Genomic DNA, 20,436 nt, shown 5'->3' with positions numbered 1-20,436 from the left:
TTTTTTGATCAGGCTCTTTTCGTAAACTTTGTTGCTATTCAATATAAATATCAAATAATATCCTGATAAATTACCGCAAATACCCCGGTAAGCAGGAAAGAAAAGAGCTGCTCGTTCTTTTTCTGAAGTGAACCCTTTGAATGATGGGGGAAAATCCGGTACCGGAATTTCCGAAAGGAACAATTTATTCGAAAACAGCCTTTGATTGCTAAGGATAAACTTCTTTTACAGAATAAAAACTATAGCCGAAATTAGAAAATCATGCCATAATATACCTATATACATATTTGTTGAATTTTTAAAAATTTCATGACAACTTGATATGCAAATGATATAGGAAGTGTAGTTATGTTAAAAATCGGAACGATCATGACACTTGAGCCTGTTCAGGCAGATAAGGCAGAAAAATACAGATGCAGGCTTGTTGAACAGAAGGATTCAAAAATTTACATTGATTATCCTGTACATACAGAAACAGACAGGACAGTCTTTTTAATCGACGGAACTCAGTTGAAAGTAAGTTTTGTTTATAACGAAACAACGGTTTTTTCATTCGAAACAGAAGTGACAGGCAGGAAAAAAAGCAATATTCCCATGGTCTGCCTTCACTACCCTGGTGACGGCGAACTTATAAAAGTCCAGAGAAGGCAATTCGTACGGGTGGACGCTGCAGTCGACGCTGCAATCATGACGGCTGATGGCTCATATTCGACCATTACAACGGATGTCAGTGCCGGGGGGTGCGCGGTCAAGGTTCAGGAGAATCATGAATATGAAGCAGGTATGGATGTGGAAATTCTGCTGGTCCTGCCAATGCAGGCAGGAGGCTGCCATTATTTCAATGTTCCTGGACGGGTCGTGAGGGTCTGGGAGAAAAGCACATACAGAATTGCCTCGCTGGAGTTCGAACAATTAAAGGATCTTGAGCAGCAGACAATTCTCCGCTTCTGTTTTGAGAAGCAGCTCGCATTGAGAAATAAGGGGTTAATTGAATAAATTATCGATTCTAAAAACAATACAGGAATAAAAGGCGTCCTGACAACCCATACTTTTAGTAAACTGCTAAAGGATGGAAGATTGAGTTGAACATGATTGAAAGCATACTAATTAAACTGGCTTTGTTCCACTTTGTACTACTGGTCATTGCCCAAGTTATTTTCCACGGGCTGGATTTTCTGCCCGAGATGAATAAACTGGCATTTTATGAAGGGGTAAACAAGCAGGAGCATACAGAAATCGTGGATGTCTTTAATGCCCGCATCCGGCCTTAACCAGAGGGAGATTGAATGCTCTCTCTTTTTTTCTTGCCGGGAAATGTGGTATCTGGCTTCAAGCAAACTTCAATCGAATTGAACATTCTATGTGTGTATTTCTTTTTTTATGATAAAATATACGAGAATTTAAGCTATAGAATGATAAAGTGGGTGTTTTAATATTATGGAAAAGAAACTTAGAATCGCAATCGATGGACCGGCTGCTGCTGGGAAAAGCACTGTGGCCAAAATCGTAGCAGAGAAATTATCTTATGTATATATTGATACCGGGGCGATGTACCGTTCAATTACGTATAAAGCTATAGAAAACGGCGTAGATTTAAATGATGAAGAAAACCTTCATGAACTTCTCCTGGAAACCAAGATTGAGCTGGCTCCCGGATCTGACGGACAGCTGGTGTACGTTGACGGCCGGGAGGTAACTGGTGAAATCAGGCAGAATGAAGTGACAAATTCTGTATCGATCGCGGCCAAACATCGCCTGGTCCGTGAAGAGATGGTCAAAAGACAGCAGGAACTGGCCAACGAAGGAGGAGTCGTCATGGATGGACGGGATATCGGCACGCATGTCATTCCGGACGCGGAAGTAAAGGTGTTTCTCCTGGCCAGTGTTGATGAACGGGCAAAAAGAAGGCACAGTGAAAATAAGAAGAAAAATATACCATCGGATTTGGAAAAGTTAAAATCCGAAATTGCCCAAAGGGATAAGCTTGATTCTGAACGGGAGGTTTCCCCGCTGAAAAAAGCGGATGATGCAGTTGAAATCGATACGACTTCACTGGGGATAAACGATGTGGCTGACAAGATACTTTCTCTGGCGGCAGAAAGGACTGGCTCTTAATGAAGTTTTACTATTTTGCAAGAGGTGTAGTAAAAAGCATTCTGGGACCTCTCTACAGGATCGAGGTACAGGGAACGGAGCATTTCCCGAAAGACGGCGGAGTCCTGCTCTGCAGCAATCATATTAATAATCTGGATCCCCCTGTTGTGGGGATCAGCTGTCCCAGACCGGTGGCGTTCATGGCGAAAGAAGAATTATTCAAGGCGCCAATCCTTAAAACGATCCTTCCCCATGTCCATGCATTCCCGGTAAAGCGCGGGATGAGTGACAGAGAGGCACTCAGGACAGGAATGAAAATTTTAAAGGAAAATAATGTTTTAGGTCTTTTTCCGGAGGGTACTAGAAGTAAAACCGGTAAGTTAGGAAAAGGCTTGGCAGGGGCAGGGTTCTTTGCGATGAGGACGGATGCTGCGGTAGTGCCATGTGCGATTATCGGTTCTTACAAGCCATTCAGGAAGCTTAAGGTCGTATTCGGGCCGCCGGTTTACCTTGAAAGGCTGAAAGAGGAAAAGGCAAATGCGGAAGCTGTCACTGCGGAGATAATGGGCGATATCCAAAAACTTTTGGATGAGCATCGGTAAGGTTTTCTGCTTGACAAATGAAGCCATTTATTAGAAGTTAGTAGAAAGAATATTTTTAAAGATAAGTGAATTCACTCACTTTAGAATGATTAGCAGTCAAGGATTAAGGAGGAGTACATATGGTAGAAGACATGAACCAAGTGGAAGTAAATAACCTTGAAGTTGGTGACAAGGTTAAGGGAACAGTCACGAAAGTAGAAGAAAAGCAAGTCCTTGTTGATGTGGAAGACAGCAAAGTGGACGGCATTATTCCGATCAGTGAATTATCCAGCCTCCATATTGAAAAAGCTTCTGATGCATGCCAGGAAGGCGATGTACTTGATTTAATCGTAACGAAAGTGGAAGAGGAGCTTCTTGTCCTTTCCAAACGTAAAGTTGACGCTGAAAAAGCATGGGATGAAATGCAAGGCCGATTTGAAAGCGGAGAGGTTTTCGAAGCTGAAGTGAAGGATGTAGTCAAAGGCGGCCTGGTAGTAGATCTTGGAGTGCGCGGATTTGTGCCTGCTTCACTTGTTGAAGATCACTACGTTGAAGATTTCAGTGATTACAAAGGAAAAACGTTGACTTTTAAAATTGTTGAATTGGAAAAAGATAAGAACCGCTTGATCCTTTCTCATCGTGCAGTTGTCGAAGAGCAAAAGGAAGAGCAGAAGAAAGAAGTACTGGATAAAATCCAGACAGGAGAGGTCCTTGAAGGGACTGTTCAGCGCCTCACTGATTTCGGTGCGTTTGTTGACATCGGAGGAGTCGACGGGCTGGTGCATATCTCCCAGCTTTCACATGAGCATGTAGAGAAACCGTCGGATGTAGTTTCTGAAGGGCAAAAGGTAAATGTGAAAGTGCTGTCAGTGGACCGTGACAATGAAAGGATTTCCCTTTCCATCAAAGAAACGCTGCCTGGACCATGGAATGATATTTCCAGCAAGGCGCCTAAAGGGGAAGTTCTGGAAGGTGAAGTGAAACGTCTTGTTTCATACGGAGCTTTCGTTGAGGTTTTCCCTGGGGTCGAAGGACTGGTACACATCTCACAAATCTCTCATAAGCATATCGGAACTCCTCATGAAGTTCTTGAAGAAGGCCAGACTGTAAAAGTCAAAGTACTTGATGTGAATGAAGGCGAACAGCGTCTGTCACTAAGCATCAAAGAACTTGAAGAAAAGCCTGCTGATGATTATGATAACTATGAGATGCCTGAAGAAAACACAGGCTTCCAGCTTGGTGATATGATTGGCGACAAGTTAAAAAACTTCAAAAAATAATTTGAAAAAGCCGGCCGGTAAAATGGCCGGCTTTTTTTGTGTTTCTTACACAACTAAATTATGTGCACGGTATTTTTAATGGAAGCAGTAATATAGAAGCGAAATTTGTAAAAAGCGGAATTGTAATTTGAAGCTGTCAATTAAACATGAACCATGCTTGTTTCCGAAAAAAGATTTCAAGGATAACCAGCAGCATTATCATCACAAACCCCGCTGCAACCTTAAGGCTGGAGCAGGGTTAGTCATATTGGAGTCAAATGGAAGCCCTGCTTCAGCAGCTTCAGCAGGGCTTATCGCAGCTCTTACCTCTGTGCCCTTCTCGATTCCTCAGGGCTTTCCAATCGGGTAGAGCCTGCTTTTTCAAGTGATTGATCTCTGTCAGACTCAACTCTTCCGCTTTCTCTCAGTTTTTTCTCCTGGCGATCTTTTCCCATTTTAACAACACCTCCTGTAATTTTAATTTTTTCTAAAAGTTTTTAAGTATGCATGAATGGATTACATAAAGATTTTCCATAATGGAATAATAGGAGGTAGGTACATGGAAGGTTCGTTTTTCTTATGGCTGATGTGGGCAGGCTGGATCATTAGTACGTTTCTTTTGAACAAGGACAATTACTGGCGGTTCAGGAGTTCAGTAGCAGCTCTTATATTGATCATTAGTTTTCCCTTTGGAGTTAGTCTGCCAGGATATCAAACAGGTGTTACTGCGGTCCTTATATTTCTTCTTTCAATGATGTTCATCAGAAGGTATTCCTTATCTGAAAAGGTCTATTTATTTTTGTGCAGCTTTATAATCGCAATGTCATACTCCAGTTTTTCCCTGTTAACATTTTATGACCCGGTCATACTGGTTGTCGACAAAAAAATAATGGTGACTGTCATCATCCTTATCTTATCCTTACTCATGTATGGACGGATGAAATACTCACAAAAGAGGCTGCTGGCTATAATCATTGGAATGATCTTGGGGGACTTCCTGACGGGAGCGGTCTTCTTAGAATCGAATTTGCCTTACCAGATAGGAACCCATTTTTTTCTTGATGTCCTTTCCATTTTAGTAGTCGGCGGATGTGCCGTGCATCTGGTCCAGTCCTTAACAGACACACAATCCAGCCTCATCAAATCTGCACTTAAAAAAGGAGAAGTCAAGAATATATGAATGAATATGTTTACCCGGTTGTTTTCGGAGTACTGATAGGAACTTTAACACGCATTTACATGCTCAGAACGGATTACCGGCAGTATCCAACCTATTTACATGGGAAAATCATACATATTGCTTTGGGATTCATTGCAGCAGGCTTAGGAACAATCGCTGTCCCGGCTTTATTGGAAGAGAATTTCACAGCTATAACCTTCTTGACTGTTGCTGCTTCCCAGTTCAGGGATGTACGGAATATGGAAAGGAACACATTGACTGAACTGGATGCCTTTGAGCTGGTGCCTCGCGGCGCTACATACATAGAAGGAATAGCTGTGGCGTTTGAAAGCAGGAACTACCTTGTGATCTTCACTTCATTGCTCACGACTCTGGCCTATTTAATCGTTAACTTCTGGGGAGCCCTCGTAGTGGGGATCATTAGTATTTTGGTGGCTCACATGCTCATGGCTGGAGGGAAGCTGAAGGATATAGTCGATATAGAATTTATAGAACCACATTTTGATGGGGCTGGCCTGTATGTGGATAATATCTATATAATGAATATCGGTCTTCCTGCCCGCCAAGAGGAAATATTAAGATACGGGATGGGTTTCATACTAACCCCCAAATCATTTGATTCGAGATCGACCATAGCAAACCTGGGCCAGAGGCAGGCGATTTTGCATGACGTTTCTACAACGCTTGGAATATATAAGGATTCCGGGACTCCGGCACTGACTCCTCTGGCTAAGAGAGATCTGGATGACGGAAGGGTGGGGGTTTTCGTCCTCCCTCAAAAGAAGGATGTTGAAAAGGCGATTGCTGTACTAGGGCAGGTACCGACCCTCGAAAATGCCATCCGCATGCCGACTGAATCTAAAGCAAATGAAAAGGGGAGAAAGCTTAAATGAGTACTGTAGATAAGTTCATCCTTGCAGCTGTGACCACCTATCCGGAGAAGATACCAAGCGGAACAGCTGTTTTTCATTGCAAGACTCAAAAGGAGCTGGAGAAGGTATCGGCAAATCTAGAAGCCATACTGGACGGGATCGCTCATGAACTGGACGATGGGTTGTTCATCATTGTCCGCCATTGAGTGAGCCATTTTGATTGGTTTTTTCCCTGGACGGCCTGCAATAAAGCAGGAAACTCTTAAGATTAATTGCTAGAAATTGCATTTACTGATAAAATAACGAAGTTAAGGGGGCTGGCCTGTAAGGAGACAAAATACCTTAAAGGGTCAGTTTTTCATTTATATTCAATCACTGGATAATTCTCCTTAATACCAGCCGAAGTCAAAGGAAGACAAGCATTGTGAATCGTTGAAGATATGAAGATTGAGAAATCAGGCTCTTTTTCTGAACTATTGATAAATGGAGAGAACGTGCGGCAAACCCACATGGAAAAAGCCTGCAATTAACATAATAAGTAATTCTTCTTTAAAAACGAAACATTTGAAAACGGCCTTTATTGCACTTAACTAATAGAAAGGGTGAACAATGTGACAAAACCAGTTGTTGCAATTGTAGGGCGTCCCAATGTTGGGAAGTCCACCATCTTTAACCGAATTGTCGGGGAGAGAATTTCCATCGTGGAAGATGTGCCGGGAGTGACGAGAGACCGGATATACAGTTCAGCTGATTGGCTGACTCATGATTTCAATATCATTGATACCGGGGGAATCGAAATCGGGGATGAACCATTTCTTGAGCAAATCCGGCAGCAGGCTGAAATTGCGATTGATGAAGCCGATGTCATCATCTTTTTGACCAATGGTCGGGAAGGTGTAACAGCTGCAGATGAAATAGTGGCAAAAATCCTTTACCGTTCCAAAAAGCCGGTCGTTCTGGCAGTCAATAAGATAGATAATCCTGAAATGAGGGAACTTGTGTATGACTTCTACTCTTTAGGTTTCGGAGAGCCGTTTCCTATTTCTGGATCTCACGGAATCGGCCTTGGGGACATGCTTGATGAGGTAGCCAAAAACTTCAACAAAGATTCAGGAGAAGCTTATGCGGAGGATGTTATCAAATTCTCGCTGATTGGGCGTCCAAACGTCGGCAAATCTTCCCTGGTCAATGCGATGCTTGGTGAAGACCGGGTCATTGTCAGCAATGTGGCAGGCACAACAAGGGATGCCATAGACTCGAAGCTTAAGGTTGACGGGCAGGAATATGTCATCATCGATACAGCAGGCATGAGGAAAAAAGGAAAAGTTTATGAATCGACAGAAAAATATAGTGTACTACGTGCTTTAAGGGCGATTGAACGTTCTGATGTTGTCCTGGTCGTTATAGATGGAGAAGAAGGGATCATTGAGCAGGACAAAAAGATTGCTGGTTATGCCCATGAAGCAGGGCGTGGTGTCATCATTGTCGTCAATAAATGGGATGCCGTTGAAAAAGATGAAAAAACGATGAAGAATTTCGAGCAGAATATCAGAGAGCACTTCCTGTTCCTTGATTATGCTCCAATCATCTTCTTATCTGCAAAGACGAAAAGAAGGATTCACACACTGATTCCGGCAATCAATCAGGTAAGTGAGAATCATGCATTAAGAGTCCAGTCCAGCATCCTGAATGAAGTCATTGCCGATGCCGTGGCTATGAACCCTACACCTACTGATAAAGGGAAGAGACTCAAAGTATTCTATGCAACCCAAGTGGCAGTCAAGCCGCCTACTTTTGTTGTTTTTGTAAATGAACCAGAATTGATGCACTTTTCATATGCACGTTTCCTTGAAAACAGGATAAGAGAGGCATTTGTTTTTGAAGGGACACCGATCCGAATTATCGCGCGTGCACGAAAATAAATCTGGAGGGTGAGAAAAGTGAAAACAATCACTGTACTGGGAGCGGGAAGCTGGGGAACAGCACTCGCGATGGTCCTTGCTGATAACGGGCATACTGTGAATCTCTGGGGCCATAAAGCTGAACAAATGGAAGAAATCAACTCCAAACATACCAATGAAAAGTATCTGAAGGGCATCAAGCTTCCTGAAGGGATCAAAGGTTTTTCAGATCTTAGTGGAGCCTTGGAAGGCGTGGAAACGGTCATTCTTGCCGTCCCGACAAAAGCTGTCAGGGAAGTGCTTCAAAAGGTGAAGAAGACGGTGTCAAACCCTGTAATAATTGTGCATGTCAGTAAAGGGATCGAACCTGATACGCTGCTGAGGATATCAGAAATGATCACAGAAGAAATGGATGACCGCTCACTCAGGGATGTAGTCGTGCTGTCAGGGCCAAGCCATGCTGAAGAAGTAAGTCTGAGGCATCCAACAACTGTTACGGTTTCCTCTGTAAATATGGAAGCTGCTGAGCATGTACAGGATCTCTTCATGAATCAGCATTTCAGGGTCTATACAAACCCTGATGTGGTCGGAGTTGAAATCGGAGGGGCTTTAAAGAATATCATCGCTCTTGCTGCCGGGATCACGGACGGCCTCGGCTACGGGGATAACGCAAAGGCGGCGCTTATCACAAGGGGACTGGCGGAAATTGCACGGCTGGGAAGTAAGATGGGTGCCAACCCGCTTACATTTTCGGGGTTAACCGGCATAGGTGATTTAATCGTCACATGTACAAGCGTTCACTCCAGAAACTGGAGAGCCGGAAATCAGCTCGGCAAAGGTATGAAACTCCAAAATGTCCTGGACGATATGGGAATGGTCGTTGAAGGGGTAAGGACTACGAAAGCGGCCCACCAGCTTGCCCGGAAATACAATGTACAGATGCCTATTACTCAAGCGTTGTATGAGGTCCTTTTCAATGACGTACCTCCTAAACAGGCAGTTGATTCCTTGATGGGGCGGATGAAGACCCATGAGATGGAAGACCTTTTCAATATCTTAGGCGAAAAGATGACGGAATAATTCACTTAAATGGGCATTCGATGGTGCATTTATCCTTTTCATGCATACGATGAATGGAACATAAACAGCTTGAAACCTGGATGGGGTAACTGTCATGTGGACTGAAGGAGGGATTCTTCCCTTGCTTCGGTCTTTTTTTTGCACATTCACAGGCTTTCAAGTGCTAATCAGAACTGTATTTATAGACTAGACTGTTGACCATCATCAAGATTTTACGATAATCATTGAGAAAAAATGGCCGGATGGCCGGCTGCAGGAAGGGCAGGGATATAACATCTTTCCAGATTCCTATATCCCTTCATGGCACCTCAGCATCAGGATGTAAAAACGACATTAAAGTGAATTATTTTCCCTCGCTATTAACTTTCACAAATGGTGTGATATAATACTTTCGACAAATAAGGAGGGACGTCCAATGTCTTCGATGATGAAAATGTGGGTTTCATTCGCTTCTATGGGCTTTATGATCCTTGCGATATTAACGATCTACGTGAGCAGATATAAATTGAAAAAAGGCTTTTTCCGCTTTATTACTGCACTGATTGCATATGTACTAATGATATCCGGCGGATTGATGATGGCCTATATCGTATTGAGCGGACCGACAAATTAGATAAGCTATGCTTTAAGGATGTGTTATTTTTGAAAAAACTGAAACTTGTGCTCCTCATGGTGCTTACAGCCTCTCTTTTGGCAGGTTGTCTATACCCGGAGGACCAGCTTCAAAAAAATCAGCTGCCGCATGAAGACCAAATAGAAATTGTTCAGTCTGCAGTCGAGAAGTTCCAGTCAGATAATGGCGGAATCCTTCCGATTAAAACTAGAGATGAAGATACACCTATCTATATAAAATATCCAATCGATTTTAACAAACTGAAAGGTAAGTTCCTTTCCGAGGTTCCCGGAAATGCATATGAAAACGGCGGTGTATTCCAATATGTCCTGATTGATGTCGAAGAAAATCCGACTGTGAAAATTTTTGATTTAAGGATTGCCGAAAAGATACGCGAAATCAATATCAGGATTCAATCCACAGGCTACCCGCCTTTTAAAGAGAGTATAGCAGATAATGTTTATACACTCGATTATTCAAAGATCGGCTATAAGGAAGAACCTTTCGTGGTCAGTCCGTACTCCAACCAGAACCTGCCATTGCTGATTAACGGCAGCGGGGAGATTTTCGTTGATTACAGAAATGACTTGAACAGTGCGCTTAAGGAAAACGATTACAGCGTAAAAGAAGGGGAGGATATCCGTCCGATTTTGACGGAAAACTCATCTTTTGTGCCGGCTTATTCTCCACCGTATACTGTTGATGAAAAGAAAGAACCAGTCTTTATGATGAAATAGGCATAACCCCTTTCCTGCAAAATATATTTGTAAGGAAAGGGGTTTTTTCATTATCTCGTTTCCCGTCTCAACTTTTTGTCTCATATCCTATTAATTTTTCCTTTTTTAGTAATAAGGAGACAAAAAAAACATATTAATAGTCATAAGTAATTGGGACAACATCATAAATATAGAATGTCCAAACAGCTAACCGGATGAAACATCCCTGGAAGATAAAGATTGGAGGGAATCTCTTGGAAAGAGTAGATCTATTCAAAGACATTGCAGAAAGAACCGGCGGAGATATTTACCTAGGTGTTGTAGGAGCCGTTCGAACAGGGAAATCGACATTCATCAAGAAATTCATGGAGCTTGTCGTCCTTCCTAATATTTCAAGTGAGTCTGAACGCGCACGTGCCCAGGATGAACTGCCGCAAAGCGCAGCTGGAAAAACCATCATGACGACTGAACCGAAATTTGTCCCGAATCAGGCTGTTTCCGTACATGTGGATGAAGGACTAGACGTCAACATCCGCCTTGTGGACTGTGTAGGTTACACGGTTCCAGGGGCAAAGGGCTACGAGGATGAGAACGGACCAAGAATGATCAATACGCCATGGTATGAAGAACCAATCCCGTTCCATGAAGCAGCTGAAATCGGAACTCGCAAGGTCATCCAGGAACACTCGACAATAGGCGTTGTGGTCACAACAGATGGTTCCATCGGTGAAATTCCGAGAAGCGACTATCTGGTTGCGGAAGAAAGAGTAATAGAAGAACTGAAAGAAGTTGGAAAACCTTTCATCATGGTTATTAATTCCGTTAAGCCTCATGCTCCTGAAACGGAAGATCTTCGTCTGAAACTTCAAGAGAAATATGATATTCCTGTTATCGCCATGAGTGTTGAAAGTATGAGAGATTCAGATGTTCTGAATGTTCTTCGGGAAGCACTATTTGAATTCCCTGTGCTCGAAGTGAATGTGAACCTTCCAAGCTGGGTAATGGTACTGAACGAAGATCACTGGCTGCGGGAAAATTATCAGGAAGCCGTCAAAGAAACGGTCAAAGACATTAAGCGGTTAAGGGATGTGGACCGTGTAGTCCATTATTTCAGTGAGTTCGAATATATCGAAAGAGCCGGATTGGCAGGGATCGAGATGGGGCAGGGGGTTGCAGAAATTGATCTGTATGCGCCGGATGAACTATATGATGAGGTATTAAAAGAAATTGTCGGAGTCGAAATCCGGGGCAAGGATCATCTGCTCGAATTGATGCAGGATTTTGCTCATGCCAAGCGCGAATATGATCAAGTGGCAGATGCGCTGAAGATGGTGAAACAAACAGGTTATGGCATTGCCGCTCCATCATTGAACGATATGAGTTTGGATGAGCCGGAAATCATTCGCCAGGGTTCCCGTTTCGGTGTCAGCTTGAAGGCTGTGGCCCCATCCATCCATATGATCAAAGTGGATGTTCAGTCGAAGTTCGAACCGATTATCGGTACAGAAAAGCAAAGCGAAGAATTGGTCAGGTACTTGATGCAGGACTTCGAAGATGATCCGCTGTCCATCTGGAATTCCGATATCTTTGGCCGCAGCCTGAGCTCCATCGTCAGGGAAGGCATACAGGCAAAGTTGTCGCTGATGCCGGAAAATGCCCGATACAAGCTTAAGGATACCCTTGAAAGGATCATTAACGAAGGATCCGGCGGAATGATCGCCATTATCTTATAGAAGGCTCTCTTTTTGAGAGTCTTTTTTTTTATTGGATTGGATATTTCTCGTGGATGAGGCTTCTCGATGTGGAGTGAATTTTGCTTTATTAAGAAACAAATGATATGGCTATAATCTAATAACCCTTTTGTTCAGGGGTTTTTGAAGTGAAAGAGGACCAGGGATTTGAAAATAACAGCAGAAATTGTTCTCTAAAAAGAATTACACCCCTGAAAAAGAAAAGATTCCCATTAATTATTGAATTATTCTTGCTAACCTTATTTTTATATGATAATCTTTTAACAGAATTGATGTCGAACATTGATTCTACAACGTTTTTGACGGTTTTTATGTTTGACCAGGTATAGAAACCGAAAATTATGTTCACAAATGTAACAAGACAGTTATATGAATCATGACTGAAACATTTCCTTTGGGAGGAGGTGAATGGCATGAACAAGACAGAACTAATCAATGCTGTTGCTGAAGCTGCTGAGCTTTCTAAAAAGGATGCTACAAAAGCAGTTGATGCCGTTTTTGAAAGTATTCAAAACGCACTGGCAAATGGTGATAAAGTACAATTGATCGGTTTCGGTAACTTCGAAGTCCGCGAACGTGCAGCCCGCAAAGGACGCAACCCGCAAACTGGAGAAGAAATCGAAATCTCAGCTAGCAAGGTGCCTGCATTCAAACCAGGTAAAGCGCTTAAAGATGCTGTAAAATAATTACATACCTTTAGCGTGAAAAAAGAGCTGCAATCCGTGCAGCTCTTTTTTCTATTATTTAAGCTCCTCAACTGTATACTGGCAGTTAACCGAAAAATCCTGAAAGTATGAAGAAAAGAGCTGCTCTGCATATTTCGAGAGTTGAATTTTCCTGAAGGCAGCAAATTTCGGGAACGGCTATACTTTAAGAAAATCTGTTGTTTGCAGGCTTACCGGGAAGCATATAGCTTATGAACGATGCTGATCTTTGATACAATATTCGGTAAGATGAAATTGTTCACAAATGGAGATGAATGGAGTGAAGAAAATGGCAAACAGCCAATCAGATTATATAGTTATAAAAGCGATAGAAGACGGTGTAAATGTAATAGGGCTGACCAGAGGGACGGATACTAAATTCCACCATTCCGAAAAGCTGGATAAGGGCGAAGTGATGATTGCACAATTCACTGAGCATACCTCGGCTATCAAGGTCCGCGGCAAAGCGAAAATCATTACCGGAAATGGGGAAATAGAAAGCGATATTAAAGAAAAATAACACGGGGTCTCTGCTGGGCAATTGCCCCCATGCCTTAAAGGGAAGCATCCTTCTTCACAACCGGGGGAGTTGTTGTATTCGCCCGGCTTGGGTTATTATGTTATAATATTTGTTGCTGAAACGACTAAGTAGATACATATACGAAATGGGGATTTAGGTTTATGAAACATTTGGACTGTTTTCATCTTGAAGCATCAATAAAACACTATGTCGAAGAGAAGTTATCCTACTCTTATTTGCAACAGTATATTGATTCTCCGCAAATTGATGAAGACAGGATCAGCTTTCTGCTCCTTCCTTTCACGAAGGAGAAAGAATTGGATGATGAGGAAGTCATCCGTTTGATTTCAACTGTCATGTTGATCCAAATCGGCCTGGATACCCATGAAAAAGTAACAAACTCACCAAAGGATTCACTTAAGGAAAGGCAGCTGACTGTATTGGCAGGCGTTTATTTCAGCGGCCAATATTACAAAATCCTTTCCGAGCTGGAAAATGTCAGCTTGATCACCCTTCTGGCGCAAGCTATCAAAACCGTGAATGAAAGCAAGATTTCACTATACAAAAATGAATTTCTTAATGTTCAGCAGATCATGGATAGTGTAAAGACAATCGAGTCGGCGGTCATCAACAGCTTCCTTGAACATTATGGAAACACGCAATGGCAGGAGCTGGTCAGGGAAATATTGTTTTTGCAGAGGCTGGTCCATGAGGAGAGAAAGCTGGAACAGGGCGTTATCACCCCGCTTCTCCCATCTCTGAATACAGCATTATCTGCCGGTGAAGCATCTCCTCCCTTGCCTGTCTTACAGAAACAGAAGCTGGGAAGAGTGTTTACCGGATATATATTAGAGTCGAGAGATAGAATCTCAAAAATGATGAGAAGTGAATCCTTTGACGGCCAGTTCATAGAAGGCCGGATTCTTTCGTTGTTAGAACAAACCAGGCCATACACGAAAATTTTTGCGGAAGAGGGTTAATGGATGAACCAGTCAAAAGAGCAGAGAGTTCACACTGTCTTTGAGAAAATCTACGGAAATTATGACAAGATGAACTCGGTTATCAGTTTTCAACAGCATAAGAGATGGCGGAAAGATACCATGAAAAGAATGGCCGTCAAAAAGGGAGCTGCTGCATTGGATGTTTGCTGTGGAACTGCCGACTGGACATTGGCATTGGCGGATGCAGTCGGTGAGAAAGGCACTGTCAAAGGGCTCGACTTCAGTAAAAACATGCTCAAGATAGGGGAACAGAAGGTTAAAGACTCAGGGATGAAACAAGTGGAGCTGCTCCACGGGAATGCAATGGAACTTCCTTTTGAAGATAATACATTTGATTATGTCACCATTGGTTTCGGTCTGCGGAACGTACCTGACTATCTTCATGTTTTAAAAGAGATGAACCGTGTCCTGAAGCCCGGGGGAATGGCCGTTTGTCTTGAAACATCCCAACCGACGATGTTTGGTTACCGCCAGGCATATTACTTTTATTTTCAATTTCTCATGCCTATGTTTGGAAAGGTATTTGCCAAAAGCTACAATGAATACTCCTGGCTCCAGGAATCGGCGAAAGACTTTCCAGGAATGAAGGAACTGGCGGAAATGTTCCGCAATGCCGGCTTTGAGAAGGTAGAGTACAAGCCTTATACTGGCGGAGTGGCTGCCATGCATATGGGGTTCAAAAAGAATTGATCAAGAGAAAAATAATAACTGGGTGGAAATGAAATGAAGTTTAAAATGATATATTCGTTTCTGAAATCGGATATCGACCTCATTGAAAAAGAATTAAAGACGGCCATCGATTCCCGCTCTCCCCTTTTAAATGAAGCATCCCTTCACTTGTTATCCGCGGGCGGTAAAAGAATCCGCCCTGTATTTGTTTTGCTGTCTGCCAAGTTTGGTGACTATGACATCAATAGCATCAAGAATGTAGCGGTTGCCTTGGAACTTATCCATAGTGCGTCACTGGTCCATGATGACGTCATTGATGACGCAGACCTGAGAAGGGGAAAGCCGACAATTAAATCACAATGGGATAATAAGACGGCTATGTATACAGGGGATTACATATTTGCTCGTTCTTTGGAGTACATGACCAAAATCGAGAACGAAGAGGCCCACAAAATTCTTTCAAATGCGATTGTCGAACTCACTGTTGGGGAAATTGAACAAATAAAGGATAAATATCGATTTGAGCAGGGGTTAAAGGATTATTTGAGAAGAATCAAAAGGAAAACAGCCCTTCTGATTGCTGTAAGCTGCCAGCTTGGTGCGATAGCAGCAGGAGCTCCTTCCGAGATCCATAGGAAATTATACCGCTTCGGCTATTACGTAGGGATGTCTTTTCAGATCACTGATGATATCCTTGATTTCACAGCAAGCGAAAAAGAATTGGGAAAGCCTGCTGGCAGCGACCTCCTTCAAGGGAATATTACCCTGCCTGTCTTATATGCCATGAATGATCCCCGTTTGAAAGAGAGAATCATCAATGTCAATGAAGAAGTTGACAGGGCCATTCTGAAACAGGTCATTGAAGATATCAAGGGCTGCGGAGCAATCGAACAATCCCATGCACTAAGCTTCCGTTATCTGAAGAAGGCGTTGGAGGAACTTGAAGGACTTCCAAAGACTAGTGCGAACAAAACTTTAAGGGACATCGCAAACTTCATCGGAAAGCGAAAATTTTAGAAAATTTCAAATGGAAACGTTGCCAAAATGTGAAATCAATGATACCATTTTTTGTGGGCAATCGAATAGAGACCCATACATACATATCTAGGAGTGGGATAAATGGAAAAGACATTTTTAATGGTAAAGCCTGACGGCGTTCAACGCGGATTAATTGCTGAATTTGTTTCTCGTTTTGAAAAAAAAGGTTTCCAGCTTGCTGGCGCTAAGCTAATGAGCATTTCTAAGGAATTGGCTGAAGAACATTACGGCGAACACAAAGAACGCCCTTTCTTCGGAGAGCTTGTGGACTTTATCACTTCCGGTCCTGTGTTTGCAATGGTATGGCAAGGTGAGAATGTCATTTCTACTGCACGCAGCATGATGGGTGCTACTAATCCCAAGGATGCTGCACCTGGCACAATCCGCGGAGACTTCGGCATCACGGTAGGAAAGAACGTCATCCATGGTTCTGACTCTGCTGAAAGTGCAGAGAGAGAAATCGGCCTATTCTTCAAAGAGGAAGAATTGGTTGAATACTCTAAGCTTATGAACGAGTGGATCTATTAATAATTGATATAAGCCTTGAAGCCTGAATCTGGGGAGCCTTCCGGATTCAGGCTTTTTTGTTTGTTAGGTGTATTTCTTCCAAGGCTGGTGATTGAAATGGAATAGTTTGGTGATTCTGCTATGAATTGGTGCAACATTAATATGGCAGAGGGATAGGTGCTGAAATCCATTCCGTTTTGAGGGTTTAAGCGGCTGTTTGATAGAGTAGGGAGGTGTTTTCCGCCCCACTTCAACACTAAGTATCAGCGTGGATGGGAAACTTCAATAAGGGTGAGGAATTAGCTTCTGGCGCCTGAGGTACCCGGCTGGGGTTTTATCGTCCAGTGCTATCTTTTCTTTTAAGACTTCCATAAGCCGCTTTAAACTGGTTTCTGATGCATTTTTTGTCACATGAAATCTTCATAAATCACCCTGATCAAGTATCCGCTGCTTATTTTGCTTTATGAATCCTCGATCAGCTGCCCTTAAGGAATAATGCTGTTCTTTTCAACCCCTATGAAACCCCTGGTGTAAATTTAACTTGGCTTTTTGTCTTATAAAGTCTACAGAGAGACAAAATGCTCCCCGAGGCTGGAATCCTGGCACTATATTGCAAAAAAATTTCAGGAACAGATTCATCTTCACCCTGCTTTTTCCGATATACTAAATAAGCAACGCGATTTCGAAGGCTGGAGTGTATTAAAGATGGCATATGATTATGGGCAATTCACAAAGGACATACATAAAAAAACGGGTATCAATCTCTTTCTTTATAAGGAAGCACAGATGAAGCGGCGATTGACCTCACTTTATGAGAAAAAAGGGTATTCAAATTTCAGAGATTTTTATACAGCGATCGAGAAAGACAGGCAGTTATTGAATGAGTTCCTTGACAGGATGACGATCAATGTCACGGAATTCTATCGAAATGAGAAGCGGTGGGCTGTTCTTAATGAGAAGATTATCCCCAGGCTCCTGAATCAAAATAAGAATTTGAAAATCTGGAGTGCCGCCTGTTCCACAGGTGAAGAACCTTATACAATTGCCATGATTCTTTCGAACTACCTTCCTCTATCGGAAATATCAATCAAGGCGACGGATATAGACGACAATGCCATAGCAAAAGCCAAGCTTGGAGTATATCCAGAGCGATCCTTAAATGAGGTGCCTGAAGCAATCAAGAAGAAGTATTTCTCACAGGATGGGAACTTTTACGCTGTATCACCGGAAATCAAAAACAGGGTCACGTTCAAGAAACAGAACCTGCTGGCAGACCATTATGACCCCAACCATGACTTGATTGTCTGCAGGAATGTCATGATTTATTTCACTGAACAGGCTAAGGAAGAGATCTATCACAAATTCAGTGAAGCGCTTCGGCCTGGCGGGGTATTGTTCGTCGGAAGTACAGAGCAAATATTCAATCCTGCCAAATACGGGTTGGAGACAGAAGACACTTTCTTTTATAGAAAAAAATAGAGAAGCGGACACCGGAGTTTTCCCGGTGTTTTTTTAATTCTTTCCACGAATAGAGCGAATCTTCTATGTACTCACGCCCGGAATGTGTTATATTGGTTTACAAAAATATTTACGCCGGGAAGGGGTAGTTCATATGAGATACTTAACAGCTGGAGAATCACACGGCCCTCAGCTGACTGCAGTGCTGGAGGGAGTTCCTGCAGGTATGCCGCTGAGTGCCGAGGACATCAATCAAGAACTTGCAAGAAGGCAGAAGGGTTATGGACGCGGGCGGCGGATGCAGATAGAAAAAGATCGTGTCAACATTGCAGGAGGTGTGAGGCACGGAAAGACCCTTGGTTCCCCTCTGGCTCTGATTGTCGAAAACAAGGACTGGACTCACTGGACAAAAGTGATGGGGATTGAACCGATTACGGAAGATGAGCAGGACGAGATCAAGAGGAAGATTACCCGGCCGAGACCAGGGCATGCTGACTTGAATGGAGGAATCAAGTATGGCCACCGCGACTTGAGGAATGTTCTGGAAAGATCCTCAGCAAGGGAAACAACTGTCAGAGTGGCGGCAGGAGCCGTCGCTAAAAAGCTGTTAAGCCTGCTTGGCATAAAAGTTGCAGGCCATGTAAGGGAGATAGGCGGAATCACAGCTGAAAATATTCAGTATGAAAATATAGATGAACTAGTAGAAACAACAGAGAACTCTCCTGTGCGGTGCATGGATGAAGAGGCTGCCCAAAAGATGATGGCTGCCATCGATTCAGCCAAGAAAGCGGGTGATTCAATCGGTGGTGTTGTAGAAGTGGTTGTGGAAGGGATGCCTCCGGGAGTCGGGAGTTATGTTCATTATGACCGCAAGCTGGATGCCAAAGTAGCAATGGCCATCATGAGTATCAATGCCTTTAAGGGAGTGGAATTCGGGATGGGCTTTGAAATGGCAAGAAAACCAGGCAGTGAGGTCCATGATGAAATTGCTTGGGACCAGGAACATGGCTACAGCCGCACAACCAATCGGCTTGGAGGATTTGAAGGCGGGATGACCACTGGGATGCCGATAGTGGTGAAGGGTGTCATGAAGCCGATTCCGACGCTTTACAAGCCGTTAAAAAGCGTTGATATAGACAGCAAAGAAGAGTTTACAGCAAGCATCGAACGTTCTGACAGCTGCGCAGTCCCTGCTGCGAGCGTGGTTGCTGAATCAGTGGTGGCCTGGGAACTGGCAAATGCACTGACAGAGCAGTTCAACAGTGATCGATTTGACAGCTTGAGAGATGCGTTAGATGAATACCGCCGTGAATCAAAGGAGTTTTAAATACAATGGACATTCTGCAAATCAAAACGGAAACGAAACAATATCCAGTGTACATAGGCAGCAGAATATTGCATCATCTGGCATCTTTTTTAACTGCGGGAGGTATCTCTAATTTGATGGTCATTGCCGATGAAAGAGTGAATGAATTGCATGGGCAGACTCTGCTGCAGCATCTGCCTGAATCTCTGGAAGTATCTGTGTTCACCGTTCCGGCTGGGGAAGCAGCAAAAACGCTTGAAGTATATGATGAATGCATGACCTTTGCCATCAATAAAGGCTTGGACCGTCAATCTTGTATACTGGCTTTCGGAGGAGGAGCATGCGGCGATTTAGCAGGTTTTGTGGCAGCGACCTATATGAGGGGAATCAGGTTTGTCGGCGTACCGACAACTATCCTCGCGCATGACAGCTCGGTCGGCGGCAAAGTGGCGGTAAATCATAAGCTTGGAAAAAATATGATCGGCCAATTTTATCATCCTGAAGCAGTCTTTTATGATACAGCATTTTTAAAGAGCCTCCCTTTAAAGGAGGTTAGATCCGGGATGGCCGAAGTCATCAAGCATTCACTTATTTCAGATGAAGAATTTTACAGGAATTTACTGAACAATATCAGGTCATTTTCTACTATTGAACCAGAATTTTTAATAAACTGTTTGAAACAGGGAATTGCGGTCAAGGCCGGTATAGTAGCAAACGATGAAAGGGAGAATGGCATAAGAGCTTTTTTGAACTTTGGCCATACTTACGGGCATGCTTTGGAGAACCTGGGGGGATATAAGGAAATCTCCCATGGTGAGTCTGTGATGGCCGGGATGGTATTTGCACTCTTTTTAAGCAAGAGGCTTTCCTGCCTCCGCTTTGATCTTTCAGAATTCATTATGTGGGCGAAAGAACTCGGATATCCCCTTTCGTTTTCAAAGAAATACTTGTTTGAGGATATATATGAAGTTATGACAAGAGACAAAAAAGCCGCCAATAAAATCCCAAAGTTTGTCCTTCTTAGTGACATTGGCACGCCACTCCTGAAGGAGGTAAGCCGGATGGACCTTAAGGAAGCCCACGATTTTGTTTCCGCCATCAAAGGAGATTGAAAGTGATGTGTATGTTACATATCTCCAGGGCGGTCCTGTCTTGGTTGACCTGCCTTGTGATTCTCAGTGCAATT

Annotated in this window: 23 protein-coding genes; 22 read left to right on the top strand and 1 reads right to left on the bottom strand. The window is 43.1% G+C overall.

Features of this window, described 5'->3' with window-relative positions; genetic code table 11:
- The first annotated feature begins 348 nt into the window (after positions 1–348).
- The 5 genes from D3H55_RS12370 to rpsA all read left to right on the top strand — a co-directional run bounded on the left by D3H55_RS12370 (position 349) and on the right by rpsA (position 3,955).
- On the top strand, positions 349–996 hold the full coding sequence (locus D3H55_RS12370) for a flagellar brake protein (protein ID WP_119547225.1): 648 nt from the start codon (positions 349–351) through the stop codon (positions 994–996).
- A 92-nt stretch (positions 997–1,088) separates the two neighbouring features.
- Complete coding sequence (locus D3H55_RS12365) at positions 1,089–1,271, top strand: YpfB family protein (RefSeq protein WP_240628562.1); 183 nt, start codon at positions 1,089–1,091, stop codon at positions 1,269–1,271.
- Between the two features lie 166 nt (positions 1,272–1,437).
- Positions 1,438–2,115, top strand: a complete 678-nt coding sequence (gene cmk, locus D3H55_RS12360) for a (d)CMP kinase (protein WP_119547223.1) — start codon at positions 1,438–1,440, stop codon at positions 2,113–2,115.
- Positions 2,115–2,696, top strand: a complete 582-nt coding sequence (locus D3H55_RS12355) for a lysophospholipid acyltransferase family protein (RefSeq protein ID WP_119547222.1) — start codon at positions 2,115–2,117, stop codon at positions 2,694–2,696. Before cmk ends, D3H55_RS12355 begins: the two co-directional genes overlap by 1 nt.
- A 119-nt stretch (positions 2,697–2,815) precedes the next feature.
- On the top strand, positions 2,816–3,955 hold the full coding sequence (gene rpsA / locus D3H55_RS12350) for a 30S ribosomal protein S1 (protein ID WP_119547221.1): 1,140 nt from the start codon (positions 2,816–2,818) through the stop codon (positions 3,953–3,955).
- A gap of 302 nt (positions 3,956–4,257) precedes the next feature.
- Here the strand turns inward: rpsA and D3H55_RS12345 are convergent, their stop codons facing one another.
- Positions 4,258–4,389 (bottom strand): YpzI family protein, encoded by a 132-nt coding sequence (locus D3H55_RS12345; protein WP_119547220.1) that lies wholly within the window; start codon positions 4,387–4,389, stop codon positions 4,258–4,260.
- Positions 4,390–4,493: 104 nt separating this feature from the next.
- Between D3H55_RS12345 and D3H55_RS12340 the strand changes: the two genes are divergently transcribed.
- From D3H55_RS12340 to aroB, 17 genes are all read left to right on the top strand, one after another.
- Positions 4,494–5,114, top strand: coding sequence for a YphA family membrane protein (locus D3H55_RS12340; protein WP_119547219.1), 621 nt, complete (start codon positions 4,494–4,496; stop codon positions 5,112–5,114).
- On the top strand, positions 5,111–6,007 hold the full coding sequence (locus tag D3H55_RS12335) for a YIEGIA family protein (protein WP_119547218.1): 897 nt from the start codon (positions 5,111–5,113) through the stop codon (positions 6,005–6,007). Before D3H55_RS12340 ends, D3H55_RS12335 begins: the two co-directional genes overlap by 4 nt.
- The gene (locus D3H55_RS12330) at positions 6,004–6,192 is read left to right on the top strand and encodes a capping complex subunit for YIEGIA (RefSeq protein WP_119547217.1); all 189 of its coding nucleotides are present in this window, start codon (positions 6,004–6,006) and stop codon (positions 6,190–6,192) included. Before D3H55_RS12335 ends, D3H55_RS12330 begins: the two co-directional genes overlap by 4 nt.
- A 405-nt stretch (positions 6,193–6,597) precedes the next feature.
- The gene (gene der / locus D3H55_RS12325) at positions 6,598–7,908 is read left to right on the top strand and encodes a ribosome biogenesis GTPase Der (protein ID WP_119547216.1); all 1,311 of its coding nucleotides are present in this window, start codon (positions 6,598–6,600) and stop codon (positions 7,906–7,908) included.
- A gap of 18 nt (positions 7,909–7,926) precedes the next feature.
- The gene (locus tag D3H55_RS12320) at positions 7,927–8,967 is read left to right on the top strand and encodes an NAD(P)H-dependent glycerol-3-phosphate dehydrogenase (protein ID WP_136035698.1); all 1,041 of its coding nucleotides are present in this window, start codon (positions 7,927–7,929) and stop codon (positions 8,965–8,967) included.
- 415 nt (positions 8,968–9,382) lie between these two features.
- On the top strand, positions 9,383–9,580 hold the full coding sequence (locus D3H55_RS12315; protein WP_119547214.1) for a DUF2768 domain-containing protein: 198 nt from the start codon (positions 9,383–9,385) through the stop codon (positions 9,578–9,580).
- A 29-nt stretch (positions 9,581–9,609) separates the two neighbouring features.
- A complete protein-coding gene (locus D3H55_RS12310) occupies positions 9,610–10,317 on the top strand; it encodes a YphF family lipoprotein (RefSeq protein WP_119547213.1) in 708 nt (235 codons plus the stop codon).
- Positions 10,318–10,550: 233 nt separating this feature from the next.
- Entirely contained in the window at positions 10,551–12,029 is a 1,479-nt protein-coding gene (spoIVA, locus tag D3H55_RS12305; RefSeq protein ID WP_119547212.1) for a stage IV sporulation protein A, read from the top strand.
- A gap of 431 nt (positions 12,030–12,460) precedes the next feature.
- Positions 12,461–12,733 (top strand): HU family DNA-binding protein, encoded by a 273-nt coding sequence (locus tag D3H55_RS12295; RefSeq protein ID WP_113928653.1) that lies wholly within the window; start codon positions 12,461–12,463, stop codon positions 12,731–12,733.
- A gap of 307 nt (positions 12,734–13,040) precedes the next feature.
- A complete protein-coding gene (gene mtrB / locus D3H55_RS12290) occupies positions 13,041–13,271 on the top strand; it encodes a trp RNA-binding attenuation protein MtrB (RefSeq protein ID WP_168413058.1) in 231 nt (76 codons plus the stop codon).
- Positions 13,272–13,432: 161 nt separating this feature from the next.
- Entirely contained in the window at positions 13,433–14,251 is an 819-nt protein-coding gene (locus tag D3H55_RS12285; RefSeq protein ID WP_119547210.1) for a heptaprenyl diphosphate synthase component 1, read from the top strand.
- 3 nt (positions 14,252–14,254) lie between these two features.
- Entirely contained in the window at positions 14,255–14,962 is a 708-nt protein-coding gene (locus tag D3H55_RS12280; protein ID WP_119547209.1) for a demethylmenaquinone methyltransferase, read from the top strand.
- A 33-nt stretch (positions 14,963–14,995) separates the two neighbouring features.
- Positions 14,996–15,958, top strand: coding sequence for a heptaprenyl diphosphate synthase component II (hepT, locus tag D3H55_RS12275; protein WP_119547208.1), 963 nt, complete (start codon positions 14,996–14,998; stop codon positions 15,956–15,958).
- A 102-nt stretch (positions 15,959–16,060) separates the two neighbouring features.
- Positions 16,061–16,507, top strand: a complete 447-nt coding sequence (ndk, locus tag D3H55_RS12270) for a nucleoside-diphosphate kinase (protein WP_119547207.1) — start codon at positions 16,061–16,063, stop codon at positions 16,505–16,507.
- 684 nt (positions 16,508–17,191) lie between these two features.
- Positions 17,192–17,965 carry a CheR family methyltransferase gene (locus D3H55_RS12265; protein WP_119547206.1) on the top strand — a complete coding sequence of 258 codons (774 nt, stop codon included), beginning with the start codon at positions 17,192–17,194 and terminating at the stop codon, positions 17,963–17,965.
- A 133-nt stretch (positions 17,966–18,098) separates the two neighbouring features.
- Complete coding sequence (gene aroC, locus D3H55_RS12260; protein WP_119547205.1) at positions 18,099–19,271, top strand: chorismate synthase; 1,173 nt, start codon at positions 18,099–18,101, stop codon at positions 19,269–19,271.
- A gap of 5 nt (positions 19,272–19,276) precedes the next feature.
- Complete coding sequence (gene aroB, locus D3H55_RS12255; protein WP_119547204.1) at positions 19,277–20,362, top strand: 3-dehydroquinate synthase; 1,086 nt, start codon at positions 19,277–19,279, stop codon at positions 20,360–20,362.
- Positions 20,363–20,436: the final 74 nt, after the last annotated feature.

This window comes from Bacillus salacetis, from assembly GCF_003581585.1.
GTDB classification, from domain to species: domain Bacteria; phylum Bacillota; class Bacilli; order Bacillales; family Bacillaceae_B; genus Rossellomorea; species Rossellomorea salacetis.
The sequence above is the reverse complement of the archived record's forward strand: the minus strand, read 5'-3'. Positions and strand labels throughout refer to the sequence as shown.

Bases quoted from the DNA above. Each gene is read 5' to 3' on its own strand.
- D3H55_RS12370 (WP_119547225.1), top strand. From the start codon at position 349: ATGTTAAAAATCGGAACGATCATGACACTTGAGCCTGTTCAGGCAGAT.
- D3H55_RS12365 (WP_240628562.1), top strand. From the start codon at position 1,089: ATGATTGAAAGCATACTAATTAAACTGGCTTTGTTCCACTTTGTACTA.
- cmk (WP_119547223.1), top strand. From the start codon at position 1,438: ATGGAAAAGAAACTTAGAATCGCAATCGATGGACCGGCTGCTGCTGGG.
- D3H55_RS12355 (WP_119547222.1), top strand. From the start codon at position 2,115: ATGAAGTTTTACTATTTTGCAAGAGGTGTAGTAAAAAGCATTCTGGGA.
- rpsA (WP_119547221.1), top strand. From the start codon at position 2,816: ATGGTAGAAGACATGAACCAAGTGGAAGTAAATAACCTTGAAGTTGGT.
- D3H55_RS12345 (WP_119547220.1), bottom strand. From the start codon at position 4,389: ATGGGAAAAGATCGCCAGGAGAAAAAACTGAGAGAAAGCGGAAGAGTT.
- D3H55_RS12340 (WP_119547219.1), top strand. From the start codon at position 4,494: ATGGAAGGTTCGTTTTTCTTATGGCTGATGTGGGCAGGCTGGATCATT.
- D3H55_RS12335 (WP_119547218.1), top strand. From the start codon at position 5,111: ATGAATGAATATGTTTACCCGGTTGTTTTCGGAGTACTGATAGGAACT.
- D3H55_RS12330 (WP_119547217.1), top strand. From the start codon at position 6,004: ATGAGTACTGTAGATAAGTTCATCCTTGCAGCTGTGACCACCTATCCG.
- D3H55_RS12315 (WP_119547214.1), top strand. From the start codon at position 9,383: ATGTCTTCGATGATGAAAATGTGGGTTTCATTCGCTTCTATGGGCTTT.
- D3H55_RS12295 (WP_113928653.1), top strand. From the start codon at position 12,461: ATGAACAAGACAGAACTAATCAATGCTGTTGCTGAAGCTGCTGAGCTT.
- mtrB (WP_168413058.1), top strand. From the start codon at position 13,041: ATGGCAAACAGCCAATCAGATTATATAGTTATAAAAGCGATAGAAGAC.
- D3H55_RS12285 (WP_119547210.1), top strand. From the start codon at position 13,433: ATGAAACATTTGGACTGTTTTCATCTTGAAGCATCAATAAAACACTAT.
- D3H55_RS12280 (WP_119547209.1), top strand. From the start codon at position 14,255: ATGAACCAGTCAAAAGAGCAGAGAGTTCACACTGTCTTTGAGAAAATC.
- hepT (WP_119547208.1), top strand. From the start codon at position 14,996: ATGAAGTTTAAAATGATATATTCGTTTCTGAAATCGGATATCGACCTC.
- ndk (WP_119547207.1), top strand. From the start codon at position 16,061: ATGGAAAAGACATTTTTAATGGTAAAGCCTGACGGCGTTCAACGCGGA.
- D3H55_RS12265 (WP_119547206.1), top strand. From the start codon at position 17,192: ATGGCATATGATTATGGGCAATTCACAAAGGACATACATAAAAAAACG.
- aroC (WP_119547205.1), top strand. From the start codon at position 18,099: ATGAGATACTTAACAGCTGGAGAATCACACGGCCCTCAGCTGACTGCA.
- aroB (WP_119547204.1), top strand. From the start codon at position 19,277: ATGGACATTCTGCAAATCAAAACGGAAACGAAACAATATCCAGTGTAC.